Annotated in this window: 16 protein-coding genes and 2 pseudogenes; 7 read left to right on the top strand and 11 right to left on the bottom strand. The window is 57.5% G+C overall.

All coding sequences use genetic code 11. The annotated features are described in order from the left end of the window. Positions 1 to 35: 35 nt before the first annotated feature. Entirely contained in the window at positions 36 to 2,045 is a 2,010-nt protein-coding gene (gene rep, locus AC1MEK_RS16175) for a DNA helicase Rep (protein ID WP_480397297.1), read from the bottom strand. Between the two features lie 203 nt (positions 2,046 to 2,248). On the opposite strand from rep, the gene AC1MEK_RS16170 reads away from it, so the two are divergent. Further along, positions 2,249 to 3,919: a putative bifunctional diguanylate cyclase/phosphodiesterase gene (locus AC1MEK_RS16170; protein ID WP_480397296.1), complete on the top strand. Its 1,671-nt coding sequence runs from the start codon at positions 2,249 to 2,251 to the stop codon at positions 3,917 to 3,919. 153 nt (positions 3,920 to 4,072) lie between these two features. Here AC1MEK_RS16170 and AC1MEK_RS16165 read toward each other — a convergent pair whose 3' ends face one another. Next, positions 4,073 to 5,455: a NorM family multidrug efflux MATE transporter gene (locus AC1MEK_RS16165; RefSeq protein ID WP_480397295.1), complete on the bottom strand. Its 1,383-nt coding sequence runs from the start codon at positions 5,453 to 5,455 to the stop codon at positions 4,073 to 4,075. Between the two features lie 165 nt (positions 5,456 to 5,620). On the opposite strand from AC1MEK_RS16165, the gene AC1MEK_RS16160 reads away from it, so the two are divergent. The 3 genes and pseudogenes from AC1MEK_RS16160 to AC1MEK_RS16150 all read left to right on the top strand — a co-directional run bounded on the left by AC1MEK_RS16160 (position 5,621) and on the right by AC1MEK_RS16150 (position 8,733). Next, positions 5,621 to 6,541 (top strand): LysR substrate-binding domain-containing protein, encoded by a 921-nt coding sequence (locus tag AC1MEK_RS16160; protein WP_480397294.1) that lies wholly within the window; start codon positions 5,621 to 5,623, stop codon positions 6,539 to 6,541. Between the two features lie 218 nt (positions 6,542 to 6,759). Continuing rightward, positions 6,760 to 7,878 (top strand): annotated as a pseudogene (locus AC1MEK_RS16155) (Cache 3/Cache 2 fusion domain-containing protein); the annotation flags it as partial. Next, positions 7,873 to 8,733, top strand: coding sequence for a methyl-accepting chemotaxis protein (locus AC1MEK_RS16150; protein ID WP_480397490.1), 861 nt, complete (start codon positions 7,873 to 7,875; stop codon positions 8,731 to 8,733). The pseudogene AC1MEK_RS16155 and the gene AC1MEK_RS16150, both read left to right, overlap by 6 nt. A 21-nt stretch (positions 8,734 to 8,754) precedes the next feature. Here AC1MEK_RS16150 and AC1MEK_RS16145 read toward each other — a convergent pair whose 3' ends face one another. From AC1MEK_RS16145 to AC1MEK_RS16135, 3 genes and pseudogenes are all read right to left on the bottom strand, one after another. Further along, positions 8,755 to 9,036 carry a type II toxin-antitoxin system RelE/ParE family toxin gene (locus tag AC1MEK_RS16145; RefSeq protein ID WP_480397293.1) on the bottom strand — a complete coding sequence of 94 codons (282 nt, stop codon included), beginning with the start codon at positions 9,034 to 9,036 and terminating at the stop codon, positions 8,755 to 8,757. Further along, complete coding sequence (gene relB, locus AC1MEK_RS16140) at positions 9,023 to 9,304, bottom strand: type II toxin-antitoxin system RelB family antitoxin (protein WP_480397489.1); 282 nt, start codon at positions 9,302 to 9,304, stop codon at positions 9,023 to 9,025. Before relB ends, AC1MEK_RS16145 begins: the two co-directional genes overlap by 14 nt. 82 nt (positions 9,305 to 9,386) lie before the next feature. Further along, positions 9,387 to 9,977, bottom strand: a pseudogene (locus tag AC1MEK_RS16135) (ATP-binding protein); the annotation flags it as partial. 303 nt (positions 9,978 to 10,280) lie between these two features. On the opposite strand from AC1MEK_RS16135, the gene AC1MEK_RS16130 reads away from it, so the two are divergent. Next, positions 10,281 to 11,099 carry a hypothetical protein gene (locus AC1MEK_RS16130; protein ID WP_480397292.1) on the top strand — a complete coding sequence of 273 codons (819 nt, stop codon included), beginning with the start codon at positions 10,281 to 10,283 and terminating at the stop codon, positions 11,097 to 11,099. Between the two features lie 323 nt (positions 11,100 to 11,422). Here the strand turns inward: AC1MEK_RS16130 and AC1MEK_RS16125 are convergent, their stop codons facing one another. From AC1MEK_RS16125 to AC1MEK_RS16100, 6 genes are all read right to left on the bottom strand, one after another. Next, positions 11,423 to 12,295, bottom strand: a complete 873-nt coding sequence (locus AC1MEK_RS16125) for a hypothetical protein (RefSeq protein WP_480397291.1) — start codon at positions 12,293 to 12,295, stop codon at positions 11,423 to 11,425. A gap of 3 nt (positions 12,296 to 12,298) precedes the next feature. Beyond that, complete coding sequence (locus AC1MEK_RS16120; protein ID WP_480397290.1) at positions 12,299 to 12,979, bottom strand: transcriptional regulator; 681 nt, start codon at positions 12,977 to 12,979, stop codon at positions 12,299 to 12,301. Further along, the gene (locus tag AC1MEK_RS16115; RefSeq protein ID WP_480397289.1) at positions 12,976 to 13,827 is read right to left on the bottom strand and encodes a TIGR04255 family protein; all 852 of its coding nucleotides are present in this window, start codon (positions 13,825 to 13,827) and stop codon (positions 12,976 to 12,978) included. Before AC1MEK_RS16115 ends, AC1MEK_RS16120 begins: the two co-directional genes overlap by 4 nt. A gap of 492 nt (positions 13,828 to 14,319) precedes the next feature. Next, positions 14,320 to 15,498 (bottom strand): hypothetical protein, encoded by a 1,179-nt coding sequence (locus AC1MEK_RS16110; protein ID WP_480397288.1) that lies wholly within the window; start codon positions 15,496 to 15,498, stop codon positions 14,320 to 14,322. Between the two features lie 104 nt (positions 15,499 to 15,602). Next, positions 15,603 to 15,905 carry a Txe/YoeB family addiction module toxin gene (locus tag AC1MEK_RS16105; RefSeq protein ID WP_480397287.1) on the bottom strand — a complete coding sequence of 101 codons (303 nt, stop codon included), beginning with the start codon at positions 15,903 to 15,905 and terminating at the stop codon, positions 15,603 to 15,605. Then, complete coding sequence (locus tag AC1MEK_RS16100; RefSeq protein WP_480397286.1) at positions 15,877 to 16,155, bottom strand: type II toxin-antitoxin system Phd/YefM family antitoxin; 279 nt, start codon at positions 16,153 to 16,155, stop codon at positions 15,877 to 15,879. Before AC1MEK_RS16100 ends, AC1MEK_RS16105 begins: the two co-directional genes overlap by 29 nt. A 276-nt stretch (positions 16,156 to 16,431) precedes the next feature. Here AC1MEK_RS16100 and AC1MEK_RS16095 point away from each other — a divergent pair, with 276 nt between their 5' ends. Together AC1MEK_RS16095 and AC1MEK_RS16090 are read left to right on the top strand one after the other, a co-directional pair. Next, the gene (locus AC1MEK_RS16095; protein WP_480397285.1) at positions 16,432 to 17,259 is read left to right on the top strand and encodes a hypothetical protein; all 828 of its coding nucleotides are present in this window, start codon (positions 16,432 to 16,434) and stop codon (positions 17,257 to 17,259) included. Positions 17,260 to 17,810: 551 nt separating this feature from the next. Next, a complete protein-coding gene (locus AC1MEK_RS16090) occupies positions 17,811 to 19,313 on the top strand; it encodes a Fic family protein (RefSeq protein ID WP_480397284.1) in 1,503 nt (500 codons plus the stop codon). Positions 19,314 to 19,485 lie beyond the last annotated feature (172 nt).

Raw genomic sequence — 19,485 nt, 5'->3', positions numbered from 1 at the left:
TTCCTCGGTGCGCAAACGGTGCGCGAAATGGTTGTTTATCTTTTCAGCATGGCGCGAATGTCCGCCAATGCCGTATTGCCGCGAACGGCTTTCACTTCGGTGGGTGTGTCGTCGTTGCCTTCCCAGGCCAGGTCGTCCGGTGGCAGTTCGTCCAGGAAGCGGCTGGGCAGGCAGTCGATGATTTCGCCGTACTGCTTGCGCTTGGCGGCGAAGGTGAACGCCAGGGTCTGGCGGGCGCGGGTGATGCCCACGTAGGCCAGGCGGCGTTCTTCCTCGATGGTGTCGGCCTCGATGCTGGAGCGGTGCGGGAGGATTTCCTCTTCCATGCCCATGATGAACACGTAGGGGAATTCCAGGCCCTTGGAGGCGTGCAGGGTCATCATCTGCACGCCCTCGGCGCCGTCTTCCTCTTCCTGCTGGCGTTCGAGCATGTCGCGCAGGACCAGCTTGCCGATGGCTTCCTCGATGGTCATGCCGCCTTCTTCGTCCTTCTCCAGGGTGTTCTTCAACGCCTCGATCAGGAACCACACGTTGCTCATGCGGTAATCGGCGGCCTTGTCGCTGGAGCTGTTCTGGCGCAGCCAGTTCTCGTAGTCGATGTCCATGACCATGCTGCGCAGCACGGCGATCGGCTCCTGGGTCGCGCATTGGTGACGCACGCCGTCCATCCAGTGCTTGAAGCGCTTGAGACGGTCGGTGAAGCGGCTGTCCAGGTGCTCACCCAGGCCGATTTCGTCGGTGGCGGCGTACATCGAAATCTGCCGCTCGGTGGCGTAGTTGCCGAGTTTTTCCAGGGTCGTGGAGCCGATTTCCCGGCGCGGCACGTTGATCACGCGCAGGAAGGCGTTGTCGTCGTCCGGGTTCACCAGCAGGCGGAAGTAGGCCATCAGGTCTTTGACTTCCTGACGCCCGAAGAAGCTGTTGCCGCCGGACAGGCGATACGGGATCGAATGATGCTGCAGCTTCAGTTCGATCAGCTTGGCCTGATAGTTACCGCGATAGAGGATCGCGAAATCGCTGTAGGGCCGGTCGGTACGCAGGTGCAGGCTGAGGATTTCCACGGCCACGCGCTCGGCTTCGGCGTCTTCGTTCTTGCAGCGGATCACGCGGATTTCGTCGCCGTGACCCATCTCGCTCCACAGCTGCTTCTCGAACTCGTGGGGGTTGTTGGAGATCAGCACGTTGGCGCAGCGCAGGATGCGGCTGGTGGAGCGGTAGTTCTGCTCCAGCATGACCACCTTGAGCGACGGGTAGTCGGTCTTGAGCAGCATCAGGTTTTCCGGCCGCGCGCCGCGCCAGGCGTAGATCGACTGGTCGTCATCGCCCACCACGGTGAACTGGCAGCGGGTGCCGATGAGCATCTTCACCAGCAGATACTGGCTGGCGTTGGTGTCCTGGTATTCGTCCACCAGCAGGTAGCGCACCTTGTTCTGCCATTTCTCGAGGATGTCGGTGTGTTCCTGGAACAGCTTCACCGGCAGCAGGATCAGGTCGTTGAAGTCCACCGCGTTGTACGCCTTGAGCGTGCGCTGGTAGTGGGTGTAGACGATGGCGGCGGTCTGCTCCTTGGGGTTGCGCGAGGCTTCCAGCGCTTCGGCTGGCAGGATCAGGTCGTTTTTCCAGGAGTCGATCATGTTCTTGATCTCGTCCACGCCGTCGTCGCCCGAGTATTCCTTCTGCATGATGTCGGTCATCAAGGCCTTGACGTCGGTCTCGTCGAAGATCGAGAAGCCAGGCTTGTAACCCAGGCGGGCGTATTCCTTGCGGATGATGTTCAGGCCCAGGTTGTGGAAGGTCGAAACGGTCAGACCGCGCCCCTCGCCGCGCCGCAGCAGGGTGCCGACCCGCTCCTTCATTTCCCGCGCCGCCTTGTTGGTAAAGGTCATGGCGACGATGTACTGCGCGCGAATCCCGCAGTTCTGGATCAGGTGGGCAATCTTGCGCGTGATCACGCTGGTCTTGCCGGAGCCGGCACCGGCGAGCACCAATAGTGGGCCGCCGACGTAGTTCACGGCTTCCTGTTGCCGGGGATTGAGTCGGGACATGAGTAAAAGAAGGGGTCGCTGTAAAAATGGGCGAGCATTTTAACAGGGTCCGGGGATTGTGCAGCGACCGTCTGACACTGTGATGCGCGACGCTATCAATATTTCGCCGATTTGTTACATTTGCGCATCACGCGGGGATTCACGCGTTCGGCGACCCTCATGCGAATGGGTGCCGATATCTTTGGATTGTGTGGGGATCTAGCTTGTCTACGCCTGTCGAACCCTTGCGTTTGCTGCTGCTGGCGGACTCACCGCAATGGGCAGCGTTGTTGCGCGAGTGCCTGGCGCCCCTGGGGGATGCCGTTTTTCTCGACAGTGCTTCGAGCTGGGAAGCTATTGGCAGCTGGATCGACCCCGCCCATGCCTACATCCTTTTGACGACCCCCGAATTGCAGCCTCTGGCCGGACAGTGCAACTGGCCGACCGTGCTGCTGCTCGATGCCGAACCCGATTACGACCCGGTGGGCGTCAGCGACTGGCTGGTGCGCGACTCGCTGACCACCCATAGCCTGCGGCGCTGCCTGCGGCACATTCGCGAGCGCGGCCTGCTGGAAAACACCCTGCAGCGCCTGGCCGAGCAGGATCCGTTGACCGGCATCGCCAACCGACAAGGTTTTCAGACGCTGCTGTCTGCGCGTCTGGCCGAATTCGACGGCCGCGGGCTGGCGCTGGGCCACTTGGACCTGGACAACTTCCGCCGGGCCAACGATGCCCTGGGGCATCAGGCAGGGGACCGGTTGATCCTGCAGGTGGTCGCGCGCCTGAAAAGCCAGCTCGAAGCCTGTGACCAGCTCGCGCGGCTGGGCAGCGACGAGTTCGCCCTGCTGATCGACACCCGCCGGGCGCCTGAGCGCGCCGAGTGGATGGCCGAGCGCATCACCGAAGCCTTGTCCGAACCCTACTGGATCGACGGCGAGAGCCTGCTGATCGGTTGCAGCCTGGGCATCGCCCATGCCCGCGCCGACGCCGGTGCCGACCCGCTGATGTGGCACGCGCACATCGCGATGCAGCAGGCCAAGGGCGTTCAGGGCTGCACCTTTCACATCTTCAACGAACGCATCAACCGCAATGCCCGCAGCCTCGCCGATCTGGAGAGCGAACTGCGCCGGGCGTTGCGCCGCGACGAGCTGGAACTGCACTACCAGCCGCGCCTGTGCCTGAATTCCGGGCGGATTCTCGGGCTGGAGGCGCTGGTGCGCTGGCGCCATGCGGAACGCGGCCTGCTGCCACCCAGCGAATTCGTGCCGCTGGCCGAGCAAAGCGGGCTGATCGTGCCACTGGGTTACTGGGTGATTTCCCGCGCCCTGCGCGACATGCAGACCCTGCGCGAGAAAGGCCTGCCGCAGCTGCACATGGCGATCAACCTGTCGTTCCGCCAATTCCAGGACAACCAATTGCTGGCCACGCTGGGGCGCCTGATCGCCGATCGGGGCGTGGATGCGCAGTGGCTGGAATTCGAGCTGACCGAAACGGCGGTCATGCGCCGCAGCGACCTGGTCAAGCAGACCATGGACGCGCTGGGCCGGCTGGGGGTGCGCTTCTCGCTGGACGACTTCGGCACCGGTTTTTCTTCGTTCGTGCACCTCAACAGCCTGCCGATCACGTTGCTCAAGATCGACAGAAGCTTTGTCGGCGAAATGGAACAGCGCGAAGAGAACCGCAAGCTGGTTCACGCCATGATCAACCTGGCGCACAACCTGAGCCTGGAAGTGGTGGCCGAAGGCGTCGAAACCCCAGGGCAACTGGCGTTGCTGCGCAGCTTCAATTGCGATCAGGCCCAGGGTTACCTGATCAGCCACCCGCTGGCGCTGCCTGAGCTGCTGGATTACCTGACGTTCGATCAGGGCAAGGGGCGGTTGATTCAGGGTTTGTGAAGGCCTCTCGCTGCACCGTTCTGGCCGAAGGCCGTGGGAGCCGGCTTGCTGGCGAATGCATCCGATCAGACGCTACAACGGTGAATGGCACACCGCATTCGCCAGCAAGCCGGCTCCCACAGGTTTGCAGCTCGCAAGTTCGCGTCCTTCAGTTCAGCCCATCACCACTACACCCGTCGCCTCCTTGCGTAGCAACCGCGTGGTCTTGCGCTCGAACGCCCAGGTCAGCGCCACGGCCGAACACAGTAGTCCGGTCGCCAGTCCCCACCACACGCCTTCCGCGCCTTGATGGGCGAGAAAACCCAGGCCCCAAGCCAACGGCGCGCCCACCGCCCAGTAGCTCGCCAGGCCAATCAGGAACGTGGTCTTGGCATCCTTGAATCCACGAATCGCGCCCATGGCGATGGTCTGGGTGCCGTCGAGAATCTCGAACCAGGCAGCGATGGCCAGCAGCTTCACGGCCAGTTCGACCACGTCCTGGAACTTCGGATCGGCCAGGTCCACGAACAGCCCGATGACCGCATGGGGCGCGACCCAGAACAGAATGCCGAAGGTCAGCATCAGCAGGCCGCCGAAGGTGATGCCCATACGCCCGGCGGTGCGCGCCAGCAGCAGATTGCCCGCGCCGTAGTGCAGGCCGATGCGCATGGTGACGGCGTAGGAAATCCCCACGGGAATCATGAACGCCATCGACACCGATTGCAGGGCGATCTGGTGTGCGGCCATCTGCGTGCTGCCCATCGCGCCCATGCAGAAGGCGGCGAAGGTGAACAGGCCGACTTCCACCGCGTAGGTGCCGCCAATCGGCAGGCCCAGACGCCACAGTTCCTGGAGGTCAGGGCGCGACAGTTGCATCAGGTTCTTGTGGATCGGATACGCCGCGTACGCCTTGTTGTAGCGGATGAACAGGAACAGGCTCAGCGCCATGCCGTTGGTGACGATAGCGGTGACCAGCCCGATGCCCATCAGCCCCCAGTGCGGCAGTCCGAAAAGCCCGTGGATAAAGGCGTAGTTAAGGGCGAAATTGAGCGCCACGCCCACCAGGCTGATGACCATCACCGGTGTGGCGCGCCCCAGTGCACTGGTGAAGCCACGCAGGGCCATGAAGCTCAACAGGCCCGGCAGGGCGAAGGGAAGCGTGATCAGGAACTGGCTGGCCATGTGCACGTTGGCTTCGTCTTGGCCGAAGTGCAGCAGGATCGGCCCCAGATTCCACAGGATCAACGCCGCAATCAGCGCCATGCCCCAGGCCAGCCACAGCCCGGACTGGGTCAGGCGAGTGGCGCCGGGGTCATCGTTGGCGCCGCGGCGAATCGCCACCAGCGTGCCCACGGCCGCCATTACTCCTACGCAGAAGAACGAAACGAAGTTGTAGCTGGCCGCACCCAGCCCGCCGCCCGCGAGCGATTCGGGGCCGAGTTTGCCCATCATCACGGTGTCGGTGAACACCATCAGCATATGCGCCATCTGCGATGCAATCAGCGGCCCGGCCAGGCGCAGGATGATCCACAGTTCTTTGAAGGCGTGCTGTTGCATGGGCGTGTCGCTCAGGAGAGAGAGGCATTGGTGAGCGGCTCATTGTCGTGATTCGGCTGCCGATGCACAAAGGGATAAATCCGATCATTGGCATGAGTAAAACTCATCCTGAGTTTTTTCCAGTAGAGTGGGAATATCGCCGCTGCGCAAACAGGAAAACGCCTCATGCCTCGTAGTCTCCCGCCCTTGTATGCGCTGCGTGCATTCGAAGCCGCAGCGCGGCACAGCTCGTTCACCCGCGCCGCTGAAGAACTTTCGATCACCCAGAGCGCAGTGAGCCGCCATATCCATACGTTGGAAGAGCACTTCGCCTGCCGCCTGTTTCGCCGCAACGGCCGCAACCTGCAACTGACCGAAGCGGCCCGGGAACTTTTACCCGGCGTGCGAGAAGGCTTCTCGGCGCTGGAGCGGGCGTGCAGCGCCTTGATGGCCGAGGAAGGCATTTTGCGCATGAAGGCGCCATCGACTCTGACCATGCGCTGGCTGCTGGCGCGGCTTAGCCGCTTTCGTCATCTGCAGGTGGGCAACGAGGTGCAGTTGACCAGCGCCTGGATGGACATCGACGCGGTGGACTTCACCCAGGAGCCCTTCGATTGCGCGGTGCTGCTCAGCCGCGGGCACTTTCCGCCGGACTGGGAGGCGACCTATCTATTTCCCGAACTGCTGATTCCGGTGGGTTCGCCCAGTCTGCTGGACGATGCGCCCTGGGACGCCGAACGGCTGGCCAGCGCCGAACTGCTGCACCCCACGCCGGATCGGCGCGACTGGCGCAGCTGGCTGGAGCGCATGGGGTTGTCTGAACAGATTTCCCTGCGCGGCGGCCAGGTGTTCGACACGCTGGAGCTGGGCATGATCGCCGCAGCCCGCGGCTACGGGGTGTCGATGGGGGATCTTTTGATGGTGGCCGAGGATGTCAGCCAGGGCAGGTTGAGCCTGCCGTGGCGCACGGCGGTGGTCAGCGGCGAGAACTATTATCTGGTCTGGCCCAAGACCCGTCCGGGCGGCGAGCGGCTGCGCAGGTTGAGCGATTTTCTGCAGAGCGAAGTGCAGGCGATGGAATTGCCGGATGTGACGATTCTGCAATAGCACCCCAAGCCTGTCGGAGGTCGCTGAAACATATGGAAACGAAAACGTTTGCTACCTTCCGTCCAAAGACCCGGCGCAGGACTCAAGTATTCGATTTTTCAGCCGAATGTGTAATTGCGGAACGTCAGTTCCAATTGATTCATCGATCCCCTCTATTAAAACAGTCCGAATGCGTTTGCTGAGATCAGGGAGATCCAGTCGTTCGGCAAGGAGTCTTCATGCCTGCACCCCGCGCCCGAATTGCCTCACAGCTTGGCATCGCCCTGGCCGTCGTCCTGGCCGTTGTCATCAGTGGCAGTACCCTGTTCGCCCTGCGCTCACTGGATTCGGCGAACCTCGCCATTCGGGAAGAACACATGGGCAGCGAAGCGCGGTTGCTGGCCGACCAGCTCACCACCTTTCACAGCACCCTGCGCGACAGCACCCAGCGCCTTAGCGGACTGTTCGAAAAACGCTTCAACAACTTGAGCGTGCAGAACGACCAGCAGATCGCGGTGGCAGGTGTGCAGACCCCTGCGCTGTTGCTGGGCGCAACACCACTGAACAACGACTTCACCGAAGTCGACGACTTCAAGAAAATGACCGCCGGTGTGGCGACCGTTTTCGTGCGCAGCGGCGACGACTTCATCCGCATCAGCACCTCGCTGACCAAGCAGGATGGTTCGCGGGCCATTGGTACAGTGCTGGATCACAAGCACCCGGCTTACGACAAACTCTTGGGTGGCCAGGGCTATGTCGGGCGGGCAACGCTGTTTGATCGGCTCTACATGACCCAATACAGCCCGGTGCGCGACAGCAGCGGCAAGGTGATAGCCGTGCTGTTTGTGGGCTTCGATTACACCGACGCGCAAAAGGCGCAGTTCGACAACCTCAAGAGCTTCCGCATCGGCCAGACCGGCTCGCTGGCGCTGCTGGATGAGCAGAACAAATGGCTGGTACCGCCTGCGGGCGTGAAGGATCTGGATCAGGCCAGCATTACCTTGTCCGAGCTCGCCAAGGCCCCGGGTAAAGGCCGCTTCTGGCAGGACACAGGCAACGATTTCTACACCATCGCCGAGCCGTTCAAGGGCGGGCCGTGGTCGATTCTGGCGGTCATGCCCAAGGCCGAAATCAGCGCCGTGACCTGGAGCGTCGGCACGCAACTGGCCATTGGCAGCCTGCTGGCGATGCTGATCGCCGTCGGCGCCGCGATCTGGCTGCTGCGCAGCAAGCTGCAACCGCTGTCGGATCTGGTCAAGCAGGCTGAGGCGCTGGGCGCCGGCGACCTGAGCGTGCGCCTGAACATCGCCAGCCACGACGAAATCGGCCAGCTGGCGGGCAGTTTCAACAAGATGGGCCAGGCGCTGGAAACCATGGTTTCGCATATCCGCACCGCCGCCCAGGAAGTCAGTGGCCGCGCCCATGCGCTGTCCGGCATGTCCGGTGGTGCGTATGAGGGCATGGAGCAGCAATCCGGCGAAATCACCAGCATGGCCGGCGCTGTCGAGGAGTTCAGCGCAACTGCTCTGACCATCGCCGACAACATGGGCAATACCGAGCGTCTGGCTCAGGGCAACGCCCAGCAGACCCGTATTGGGCGCGCTTCGATGGAAGAGGCTTCTGCATCGCTTGAGCAGATCGCCGGATCGTTGGGCAGCACGGCTGCGGTCATCGACACCCTGGGCCAGCGTTCTCAGGAAATCGGCGGCATTGTCAGCGTGATCACCTCTATCGCCGAGCAGACCAATCTGCTGGCCCTCAACGCCGCCATTGAAGCGGCGCGGGCGGGCGAGCAGGGCCGTGGCTTCGCTGTGGTCGCCGACGAAGTGCGCAATCTGGCGTCGCGCACCCGCCAGGCCACCGACGAAATTTCCGGCATGATCGCCAGCATCCAGCAGGAAACCGGCAATGCCATCAGCACCATGGAGCAGGGCAACGCACTGATGCAGGAAGGCCTGTCGCGCAACGCCAAGGTCGCTGCGGCCCTGGCCCAGATCGACGAACAGAGCCGCTCGGCCGGCGAGCAATTCGCATCGATCACCACGGCAACGCAAGAGCAGAGCAACACTGCGACGCTACTCAGTGCCAATTTGCAAAGCATCGCGCTGGCCAACAGCGAACAGCGTGAAGTGGTGTCGAACCTGGCCGTGACCGCGCAGGAGCTCAATGCACTGGCGGCGGATCTGCGCAAGGAAGTGGATCGGTTTCGGTAATCTGCGGGTGGCCACCGGTGCTTAAGCCGGTGGCCATTGTTGGGCTGCGTGCAGAACTCGAAGTATGGTGATCGCGCCAGCGCCTTCGGTGTAAATCACCAGATAATTGGGCATCACCACCATTTCTCTCATGCCGGGTTCACGCCCTGCCCTGTAGAGGCGCGGGTGCCGGGGAAGATGCCCGATGCGCACATCGATTTCTTCCTTCAACCTCAATGCGGCGGCCGGATCGCTATCCGATATGTAGGCCAGGATAGCCAGCAGGTCGGCCTTGGCAAACTTGCTCCATTCAACTGTCAGCACCACGCTTCCTTTCCAGTAGCGCCGTCGCCTCTGCCATCACGCTTTCATGGGACAGGGTCGGGCTGTTGTCTTCCATGGCTTCGCGCACCTTGGCCCTGAACCATTTGTCGTAAGCCTCGGCATCGCTGGTAAAGCCCGCAGGCAAGGCGCCTTCCCGGGCGACCCGGGTCAAGAGAATCCGCACCGCGTCGGATACCGTAAGCCCGAATTTGGCAAGTGTTTCTGCCGCTTGAGCCTTGAGTTCATCATCGATTCTCACGTGCAGCATCGAGCTTTGAGTTGCCATGGCGTATTCCTCCAAAAGGCTCACTATGTATCTCAATTGAGATACGGACAACGTTTCATTTTTATCAACCCGACGAAGGCCGATACTGCAACGCCTCGGCGATATGACTTCTGGATATCGCCTCCACCCGCTCAAGATCCGCCAGGGTGCGCGCCACCTTCAACAGGCGGTGCGCGGCGCGCAGCGACAGGTTCAGCCGCTCGCAGGCGGTTTCCAGCCAGGCTTCGTCCTCGGCCTGCAGCACACAGTGTTGGCGCAGGGCGGGAAGGTCGAGGAAGGCATTGGCGCAGCCCTGGCGTTTTTGCTGAAGCTCGCGGGCTTCGGACACCCACTGCGCGGCGCTGGCGCTGGTTTCTCCACCTTGTGCAGTGGCGTTAAGCGAGGTGGCTTCGCGCGCGACGGTCAGGTGCAGGTCGATGCGGTCGAGCAGCGGGCCGGAGAGCTTGTTGCGGTAGCGCTGAATCTGATCGGTCGAGCAACGACAGCGGCCGGTGGGTTCGCCGTAATAGCCGCACGGGCAGGGGTTCATCGCGGCAACCAGCTGGAAGCGCGCGGGGAAGCGAACCCGATCGCGAGCGCGGGAAATCACGATATGGCCCGACTCCAGCGGCTCCCTCAGCACCTCAAGCACCCGCCGATCGAACTCCGGCATTTTACTTTCTGAGACCAAGATCACAAAAATCTTGTCAAAAATGAGCCTCAGAGGGGGGCACTAGGGGCACCTCGGTTTCTCGGTACGCTTGCCGACGGATCTGGCAACGCGGATCAACCTGCCTTGATCGCGTTTGATCCGGCCCCAAGGGAATAGCGCACAGTATTGCTCGTTGGTCGATCGCCAATCTTAGCCTCTCATGGTTTTCAAATAAGCGCCGATATCGTTCTGTTCATACAACTAGGTGTGGTAGCGGATGCGCTAGGCGCACTACAAATTCTTTCTGATTGAACGAATGAGGTGAGAGTGGCCAATAATACAAAAGTTACTAGTCAAGATTCGAATGCTGAGAAGGATTTGTGGATTCTTGGAGTAGGAATTCTCGGATACTTGTTTCTCTTTATAGTTACCTCCATGCTAGTGGATGTAGAAAGCCCATCTATTAGATCCTTTGCTCCGCTCACATTGATGATTGGGGTGGTCTTGCTGCTTCTTTATTCAATCATGTTTGTGACGAACTCAAAGGTTGCGAAGGTGTTGGGTGGTGAGTTTGCGATTAATATCGCCATTGCCTCACTGCTAGCGGCTGTACTTCTCTCTAGCTCAGTTGAAGCGGCAGGCCAGCTTAATAGAGCATTTGGAGTAAGTGAGGCTGCGTTTCCAAATGCGTTTAAAATTTTGACGCTCATGAATGTTTTTGTTCTGTTTAAGCCGATGTTTTTTGTTTTTACCATTGTGGGTGGCGTAAATTTCGTATTGTATATGTTTAAGTCTGACTATGGAGGCAAGGGATGGCGCGCTTTGCTCGGTTTCTTTTTTTCCATGTCAGGAGTAGTGGTTGGAGGGATGGGGTTGTTTATCATTCCGGCATGCTTGGATGCGACAACTTTAGATAAGAAGGCCTATTTGCTAGCTCGATCCTTGGACTTTTACAAGAATATTAACTGTCCCGGATTCGACTTGCCTGGTGATGGTGTATTTCTGGGAACGTCTCAAGACCGCGTAATGATCGATCCTAGAAATTCTACGAGCTTGGATTGGTATGAGATCATCTATGCTAAGGGCTCTGGCTTAATGGCCATTGAGCCCCCAGGCAGGCCAGCAATCATCCGCTGTTCGCACTGACTCATTACGCTAGGGATTTACAGAAATATTGCACTTAAAAACAGCACCTTAGAATGCTATGCGTAATCGAAGCGTGCGCATGAGTTTTTCTGCCAGCGCGCTTCATCTGTTCATTGAGAGGTGCTCGCCAGACCGTGATAGCAATCCCTGATCATGGCCGCTGGTCAGTCCAGAACTGCGCGGGGGGGATTCATTCCCTTCAACAATAGAGATGGTATCGATTTGTGCACTTTTAAATCACGTGGTAACGTTCGATAAAGAGTGCTTATTCGTTAGGGGCAAGCCACTATATGTGGCATGCAGAGCGGCTGAAGAATATTAGCCTAAGACTCGCATTCGCCGGCTTCATCTGGATCGTCATCTGAGTCGCCCACACTTAGCCAGTCGTATAGATTATACCGCACGTATTCTTCAGCATCGAGCATCGTGAAGTCCTGGAGCACGGTAACCAAAGCTCCGCCAAAGATTATGCCTTGGCTTAGCGTTCTGCCAACCCCAAGTAATCCGTGCAACTCTTCATTCAGCTCGTCGACTTGGCGATTATGCGCACGCTTCGTTAGAAAGCGGAACGAGACTTCGTACGGCTCATCTACGTTTTCCACTTCCCAGTTGGGATAGAACGAGACCCAGGCGCTCGCTAGCATGTGGTTGTTTCTTTCCACAAACTCATTTACCAACACGGCAAGACCGTTCATACCGTCATCGCCCTGCTCGGCCTTTAGACGGTTCACGAGTTCGTCAGGCATCGCAATGCGGTCGTAGGCATGGGCAAGCCAATAGGAAAATATCCCACGAAGCTCGTCGGTAAGCTCTACATCCGAATTGCGACGAAGTGTTGGCAGTACGGCTCTGCTGGTCCACACCCGTCGGTGTATTTTCAGCTCTAGAATCTGTCGCTCCGCCACAGGTAGCTGAAGTACTCTGGGGTTAATTGCATTGAGATGTCTGGCAAACGGTTTCTTCTTTACCTTGACCGCAATCCACTCTACCAGTGGCGCGTCTTCGAAAGTCCGCGCATGTACCGTACAGGAGTGGGACGCAAGCACCCAGAAGGCGGGTGCTTGGTCGTCGAAGTAGGATTTCAGCACGCCAGGAGGAAGATGTTCCACCAGCGCGTCACCTGAGACGATATCGCCTTGCAACCAGCCAGCATCGCTGATCGCATGTACTACCTGTTGCTCAGGTGTGTCTGCCATAAATCAAACCGAGTTAGAACCACCCGGTCTGTCCAACCTGGCGATGGTCTTAAGGTCCCTCTCACGCAGTTGCTGCGCCTTACCGGCTAGCTCAGCAACCACTCCGATAACACCAGCAGCCCCATCTCGTTCCCACGCCTCGTTAGAAAGCGCGTCCTGAATGAGGCGGCCATCTGCAGTAGGGTAAAAAAGAACGCGTTGCAAATATGGAGCGTCCTCAGGCTTAACTTGCCTGAGAGCTTCAGTCAAAGCGCCGAGCCGCTCTGGTAGGCCGGTCGCCGTCTTGCCAGTGCGCCAATTGTACACTGTCTGTCGAGACACATCGAACATCTCTGCGATGGTGCTATCCGACAGTTTGTACTCGCTTCTAAGCTCCTCAATAAGATAAGGAGCCACTTCATCCGTGATTGCTGGGTGTGCAGTATCGACTTGTGTCCAAGCACCCGCGACTACGTGCTGAAAACTTACACCGCCGGAGCCGATCAACTGAGGGGTGTATTCAATGCCGCCGCTTGTGGCAGTTGCCGTGGAGATTGCGAGCAACGCAGCAAAAACCAGCGCTATGCCAGGGCTCGCTGTACTGGTGGCAACGCGCGGAGCAATGTCAGGGCGTTCCCACGAACCACGCGTGTCAACCGCTACACCACTTTGATCAACCCACAGGCCATTCATTGGCGTTTTCATTTGGCTTTTCTCCAAACATCAAAAGCATGGTCCTTAGCTACTGCTCTGAATGCAAAATTAGCAGTTTTATGGAGGCCATCGAGCTTTTTGCAGATATCTCCAGTCTCTAGTCGTTCCGTAAGCGGCATTGGCCAATAAGCATCGATATCAAGAAGTGCGCCATTTTCACTGACGGGAACAAACGCATTGTGCATGGACTGGGCCGATTTGGATGTCTGCTTTGTCTGCCGTGCGATTTCGAAGACCATCGCAGGCTCTGCTAGGTCGTCCGGAATCCACATCCCAGTCTGACGCCAGCATCTGATGTGCAGGAACTCAGGATCTAGATGATAGGTGGTGGTGGAAACCCCTAGCAGTCCCTGAGGATCCCTCTTGCCGTAGATTAGGCCATCAGGTTTCATCGGCAGCATGGCCTCTGGCAGGTAATCGACCAAGGTCTCTCCTTCCATGGGCTCGATTCTATCGAGATAGCGCATCCCAATCCCGGTGATATCCAGCTCACCGACTTGCGCCACCAATGCCTCTAGGCATTCCCGGAACAGTTGAAGATGATTGTCGAAATGAAGATATTTCGTGCTTTGCAGGAATAGATGATCGGTACCTAACACACAGGCATAGGTAGCATCCCTATCTAGGAACGCCCAAGTGTTGGGCTCAGCACCATGCATCACTCCGGGCATCACTCCAGGCATACCTTTCACCATTTGGAAAAAGCCTGGAAGGCTCTTACGAATGGTTTGATGTATCTCAGGAATGAGTTTTGGAAGCTTGAGAATGGGAGCAAATCGAACTGCGCTGAGTGCGTAGATGAGTGGAGCCCCTGCTAAAACCCCTTCACGCTCAGTCATGATCATCCTCCTGCCGTCCTCAATGAGGGCCGGGATTCTACACTATTTGACAAATCCTTTGACAAGAACTGTATAGCAGAGTCATTTGATTTGACAAGCGGTAGCTCCTCCTCCGGATGAGGCGATTTTAAGCAATACTGCCTGGGCTAGACGCTATTCGAGGGATTCGGGCAATGGGCTGCATGGCTCGGTGCGACAGGGCCGGTATGCATGACTATTCGACTCACGGGCACTGTCTCCGATAGCGCTCTGGCACAGATCCTACTCGGCTGAGCGATGTAATGCCTAAAGGCGGACTCTGAGCTGGACCTGCCACATTTTTGAAGCAGCATGCCTGCGCTATGTTGAACTCCGGTCTGTTCAGCTCGCCACCGCCAAGTATGGCCGGAACTGTTCAAAGGGCACGCTAGGACACCACTCGGGCGGTGATCATCCCTTAGGCGTGCCGTAAGCGTGTGGTATGGAGGCCAAAATCAGATGTTCCTCACAGTACTACTCGAGATCTTGCGCTCCGATACTGCGCCTGCGTACCAAAACCTCACCTCCCTCTGATTCCACAACCTCCTCCATTGTGATTCTGTGATTGCCCTTAATCTCTAATGAGCTCTTGAGGTGAGCGGCAAACCCTTCGATGTCCTGAAGGATCGGTGTGATCTGCTCCAATGTCATCGTTCGGATGTTCGCCAGACCACGATCCTCAAGTCGACCAACTTCATACCTAGCGTCGTCGGAGAGAGCGAAATACCGGTCCAGTCGGTTCATTTGCTCTGGGCTAATCGATGGCTCGAGAATTTCTCGATCCGCTCGAATCCTGCTGACCTCCCTTAGGGCTTTGTAAGCGTACTGAAGTGGCCGAATACCTTGTTCAGCGTAAAGCTTGGTGAACAGCCTCTCCGCTGCGGACAGTGGCTGGCCGGGTCGATATTGCTCTACCTCTGTCCTGCGAGAGGCTTTGTCCTTTTTCTCTCTAAGCGAATTGAACGGAAAGGCAAAAGCCTGGGGGACGGCAATCATTAAAGCCAAGGCAATAAGAAAAATCAGGGTATATACAGGGACGCGCAGCCCCTGAATCCACCAACGCTCGGAGTAGACCAGATCCTTGATCACACCCGTTTGAGTCCGATCGTCAGCGTTGAGCATTTCCAGCCCCGAGGATCCAGAGATTTTCCCCGTCGGTACGAGTTCTGGCTTGATGGTTTCACTGCCCAGCACGAGCAGGTTAAGGGTTACCGAATCACCAGGCTCGATAATCACAGGTGCAAAATGCACACTGTTGGCCTCACGGGACGGATTTATGTATTTAGCGATGTAAGAGCTGTCGGACTGAAATGTCGGTTGTTCCAGCAGTTGTCCGTTCAGAACGGATACGCCGAGTGGGTCTCGGTCGTCATAGTCCCCCTTCCGAACCTCCGCATTCCCTTCGTTTTTCAAGACAACGGTCATCACCCACAGATTTTTCTGCCCGCCACGAAGGCTTTCACCAGCATATGAAATTTCAAGCCCTCCCAGGGCTTGATGAACGTCAAAGACCTTTGTTGGCTGAGACGCCGTGAAGACAAGGTGTGGCTTTTTCTCGTAAAAAAAGCCCAGATAAATCGAGAGCAGGAAACCCACAAGCGCGAGAATCGCCATGAACTCCGCGCTCTTGATGAACGACCACACCTTTACCATGAGTGCCCCTGTGAAGTTAAACCAGTTTCAGCAGTGCATCAGCCTGTATGAATGACTGATGGTACGGCCGCGGGAATTCACCAGCGGCGACGATTTCTGCGTATTCAGTAGTGGTGTCGGCAGGCGATTACGGTGAGCGCCCCTGCCTCATAAAAATAAACAAGGCGGTGCTCTTTCGTAATTCGGCGTGACCAGTACCCGGACAGATCGCCTTTTAAAGGTTCGGGTTTGCCTGTGCCGGTGAAAGGCGTGCGGACGATCTCAGCCAAGAGGCTATCGATCGTTTCCCTAATGACCGGATCGTTGTCATTCCAGTGCTGGTAGTCTTCCCAGCCTTCGTCAACGAATCCAATTGTGACTGCGCTGCGCGCTAATTCTTTATTCTTCTGTTTCTTCTTCTGAGACATTTAGGGATAGCTCCTTGAGAGAGACTGTCCCGGCCTTGTGCTTCGCTACGGAGCTGCGCAGGCGATTGGCATTCTTCTCAGTACCCAAGAGGTACATGGTTTCCGCCATGGAGTTGTAGTCATCCAGCGAAAGGATCACCACATGGTCGCCGCGCTGGCGTGTGATGACGGCGGGCTCGTGATCCCGACATACATCGTCCATTGCTTGCTTCAAGCCGGCACGAGCCTGGCTGAATGATAAAACTTGCATCTAATAGAGTCCTTCTTGGCCACTGGCCAAGCCTCGTACCAAGCACCGCCTGGTTTGGGCTGAATAGGTTGCTGCCGCCCCCGTCTTGGGTTTGTACAGTTCTATTTGGATCGCGCAGCACCGCCGTACGATCCAGATTTCATAGTACAGAACTTTGTACGATTGGCAAGCGCTTAAAGCTCTATCTTCAGAAGCATTCCGCCCCCTGGATTAACGACCCGCGGAAAGCAGTGGCGCCGGCGTTGTGCCTCGAAAATCTTTCGCGGCGGGTGCTACATGCCCGTCCCGTTGCTCGCCACCGCATGCTCCTCGGACCAACACCAAAGTCAGGTACCGAGTCTTCCGAAAGCAACTGATGACAGAACAGGCGTGCTGGTAGTATTTGACCCCAGTGATTCGTCAGTCGAATTTAGTCCGGCGGGCATGCGCGCCGCAATTCTTCATCGTGAAAGCAGATCGGGAGGGCGCGTGGGAACAGCGGAGACAGCAGCTTCGATTTTAGGTTGGAGCGATATTCTTAAGATTGTCTTGGCCAGCGGTGTTGTCGCCGCACTGATTGGCTGGATCAAGGACTGGTGGTTCAAGGTTCGCGAAAGGGCCCGGGATGCGAAGTTTTCCGCTATCGCGGTGATCGCAAAGCTCGATCTTTACGCTCTTGAATCACGCAGAAACGTAAGGGACTACCAAGAGTACACCGCATCACTGAACTCGCACGCCGATTACCAAAATTGGCCAAGCTGCCCATACCCTGAATTGAACGTCAACCAAGATGAGTTGAGGTTCCTGGACTCTCAACACGCGAGCGCGTTGGTTTGGCTTACAACGGAGAAAGCCCTTGCGAGCCAACATCTTCACGCGATCCATGACGCAGCCTTCGATCCCACTGAGTCCAGTGATCATAAAGCAGAGGTCGTCGGTTACTTCGGATACGAAGCGTTCCTGCTTGCTAATGACCTGAGAAAAAAATTCAACCTCCCTCCTTGCGGCCAGCGATGGGGAGTCGAGGAAGACTTTCCCGACCTTTACCACGCATGGCTCGAGACAAAAAATGAGGTGAAAAAGCGCGCATGGCCTCAGGCGTCTGAGTCTCAAATGATCGAGTAAACGCTGCCCATGACGGTGAAGCCGGCCGGCACCGGCTTCGTCACTCCCCCAGCCTGCGGCGCTTAAAATGTATGTCTACCTACCTCGTTGGTGGCCTGAGCGCCACTCGTGCTTCGACGTAGCAATCATTGTCGGAGTCGAAAGTAGCCATGTCTGTCACTGAGTCTGAATCAAGCAGTACCTGACAGCATGTACCTACCGAACGATGCAGGGAGCGCGTTTTGGTGCAGCGTGCCGCTCCTCGCACCGTTGATAAGAGCCATGGTGCTTATACTCGGAAGAGAACCCTGCTACCGAAGCTGAATTCTTGTAGACAGCAAACATTGCCGGCGACGATGCAAGGCAGGCATCCTCCGACCCATCGCTGCCAGTGGGGGGAATTACAGGTACACGTTTACCACTACACACAGAATCCCGGCGCCCGCATCGGTGGTGAACCTAAAAATAGCGGTTGCGTGGCCATTTTCCGTTAAGATTTTCTGCACGATCGGCCAGTGTTTTAAAAAAATCTTGGCCCGGTTAAAAAAATCTGGCCAGCGACCGGGGAAATAATGGGAAATCTGGTGGGGTACGCCCATTTGATCGATGCCATGGGGCTGAAGGTGATCGGGGTAAAGAAGCCCGCACGTGTTCACCCGGTTACCCGTATTGAGCGGCTCGACGGCGCGCTTGCAGTGCCAAAGGCGGTCGCCCCAGAGGCCGGGGATTTTCTAGCCCACATCATCTTTGCACTCAAACATGAGGGCGTTAACCTCGCTATCTTGGCTCAGGCTCTGCCTCGCATTGAAGATCGAATCCTTGTCCAGGCCATAACCCAATCCCCCAGCAGCGGCTATCTGCGCAAAGTCTGCTTCCTCTGGGAAGCCTTTTCCGACCATTTACTGGACTACACCGACAAGCCTAGGGGGCCGGGCGTACTGCTGTTTGATCCAGAACGCTATATCACGGGCGCGTCGGTGCGAAACAACCGTTGGCGCGTAGATTTTAATGGGCTGGGGACGCTCCAATATTGCGCGACGGTAGAACGTACACCTGAGATCCAGGCCCTGCTTGAGTGCGACGTTCTGGGGCGCTTGAAAGAGTTCGTTGCCTCTTTACCAAAGGTCATGATGGATCGCGCCATCGACTGGGCGTACCTGAGCGAAACGGATTCCTCATTTGCGATCGAAAAGGAATCATCAAGCCAGCAGAAGTCAGAGCGTTTTGTTCAGTTGCTGCGCCAGGCACATGACCGTCAGCCGCTTACCGAAGACTACTTGGTCTCTCTGCAAAACAATGCTCTTTCCCAACCGCTTGAATGGGCGGTGGCCTTCCGGGATGAACAAAACCACCTGACCAACTCCTTTCGAGGAGCTGCTGGGGTCACCTATATTCCCCCTCCTCCAAATCTGTGCCGGGATCTGATGGGCGAATTCATGGCCTTCGCAAACCGTGCACCTTTGGAGCTTGATCCCCTGGTTGCCGCCGGCATTGCCTCATTCGGATTCGTCTTCTTGCATCCTTTCATGGATGGGAATGGGCGACTGTCGCGCTTTTTGATTCACCAGGCATTGTGCTGCAGCGGTGCGCTGGAGAGCGGTTTGTTACTCCCTGTCTCGGTGGCCATGAATAGAGAGGGGCAACGCTATCATGAGGCACTGCAGAGCTTCTCGAAACCGGTGCGGAAATTTTGGGACGTTAGGTTGATCAATGCCGACGAGATGTCGCTTCACTTCACCGGCGACTCCAGCCTCTATCGTTTCTGGGACGCGACTGAATGTGTGGCCTTCACGCTGGAAATGGCCAAACGGGCATTGGAAATCGAACTGAGGAAAGGAACCGAGTACCTGCAACGGTACGACACACTGCTCAGGGTGGTTAATGACAACTACGACGTGCGCGGCAGCCTGTTGAGTAAGCTGATTATCCAATGCTTAGACCAGAATGGGGTCGTATCAAAAAACCGGCGCGAGCAATACAACGGGTATATCCCAGATGAGGTTTTCGATTTCCTCGAAGGTTACGCCGAGGCCCTTTTGGCAGAAGCACACGTGGTGGAGCCCCACGACCGGTAGTCTATCGATCGTGGCGGTTGAATGAACGGCGGCAGGACAACTGGTGCTTAAAGATCAAAATCTTAGGTTTATCGGATATTCGCTACCTAGCAAAAGCAGGTTCCAAGTCTCAGTTACACCTACATGGCTAACCGAAGGACGTGGAGTATTCGCCGTTGCACCGTCTGCTTCT

This window comes from Pseudomonas sp. 2, from assembly GCF_056627435.1.
The sequence above is the reverse complement of the archived record's forward strand: the minus strand, read 5'-3'. Positions and strand labels throughout refer to the sequence as shown.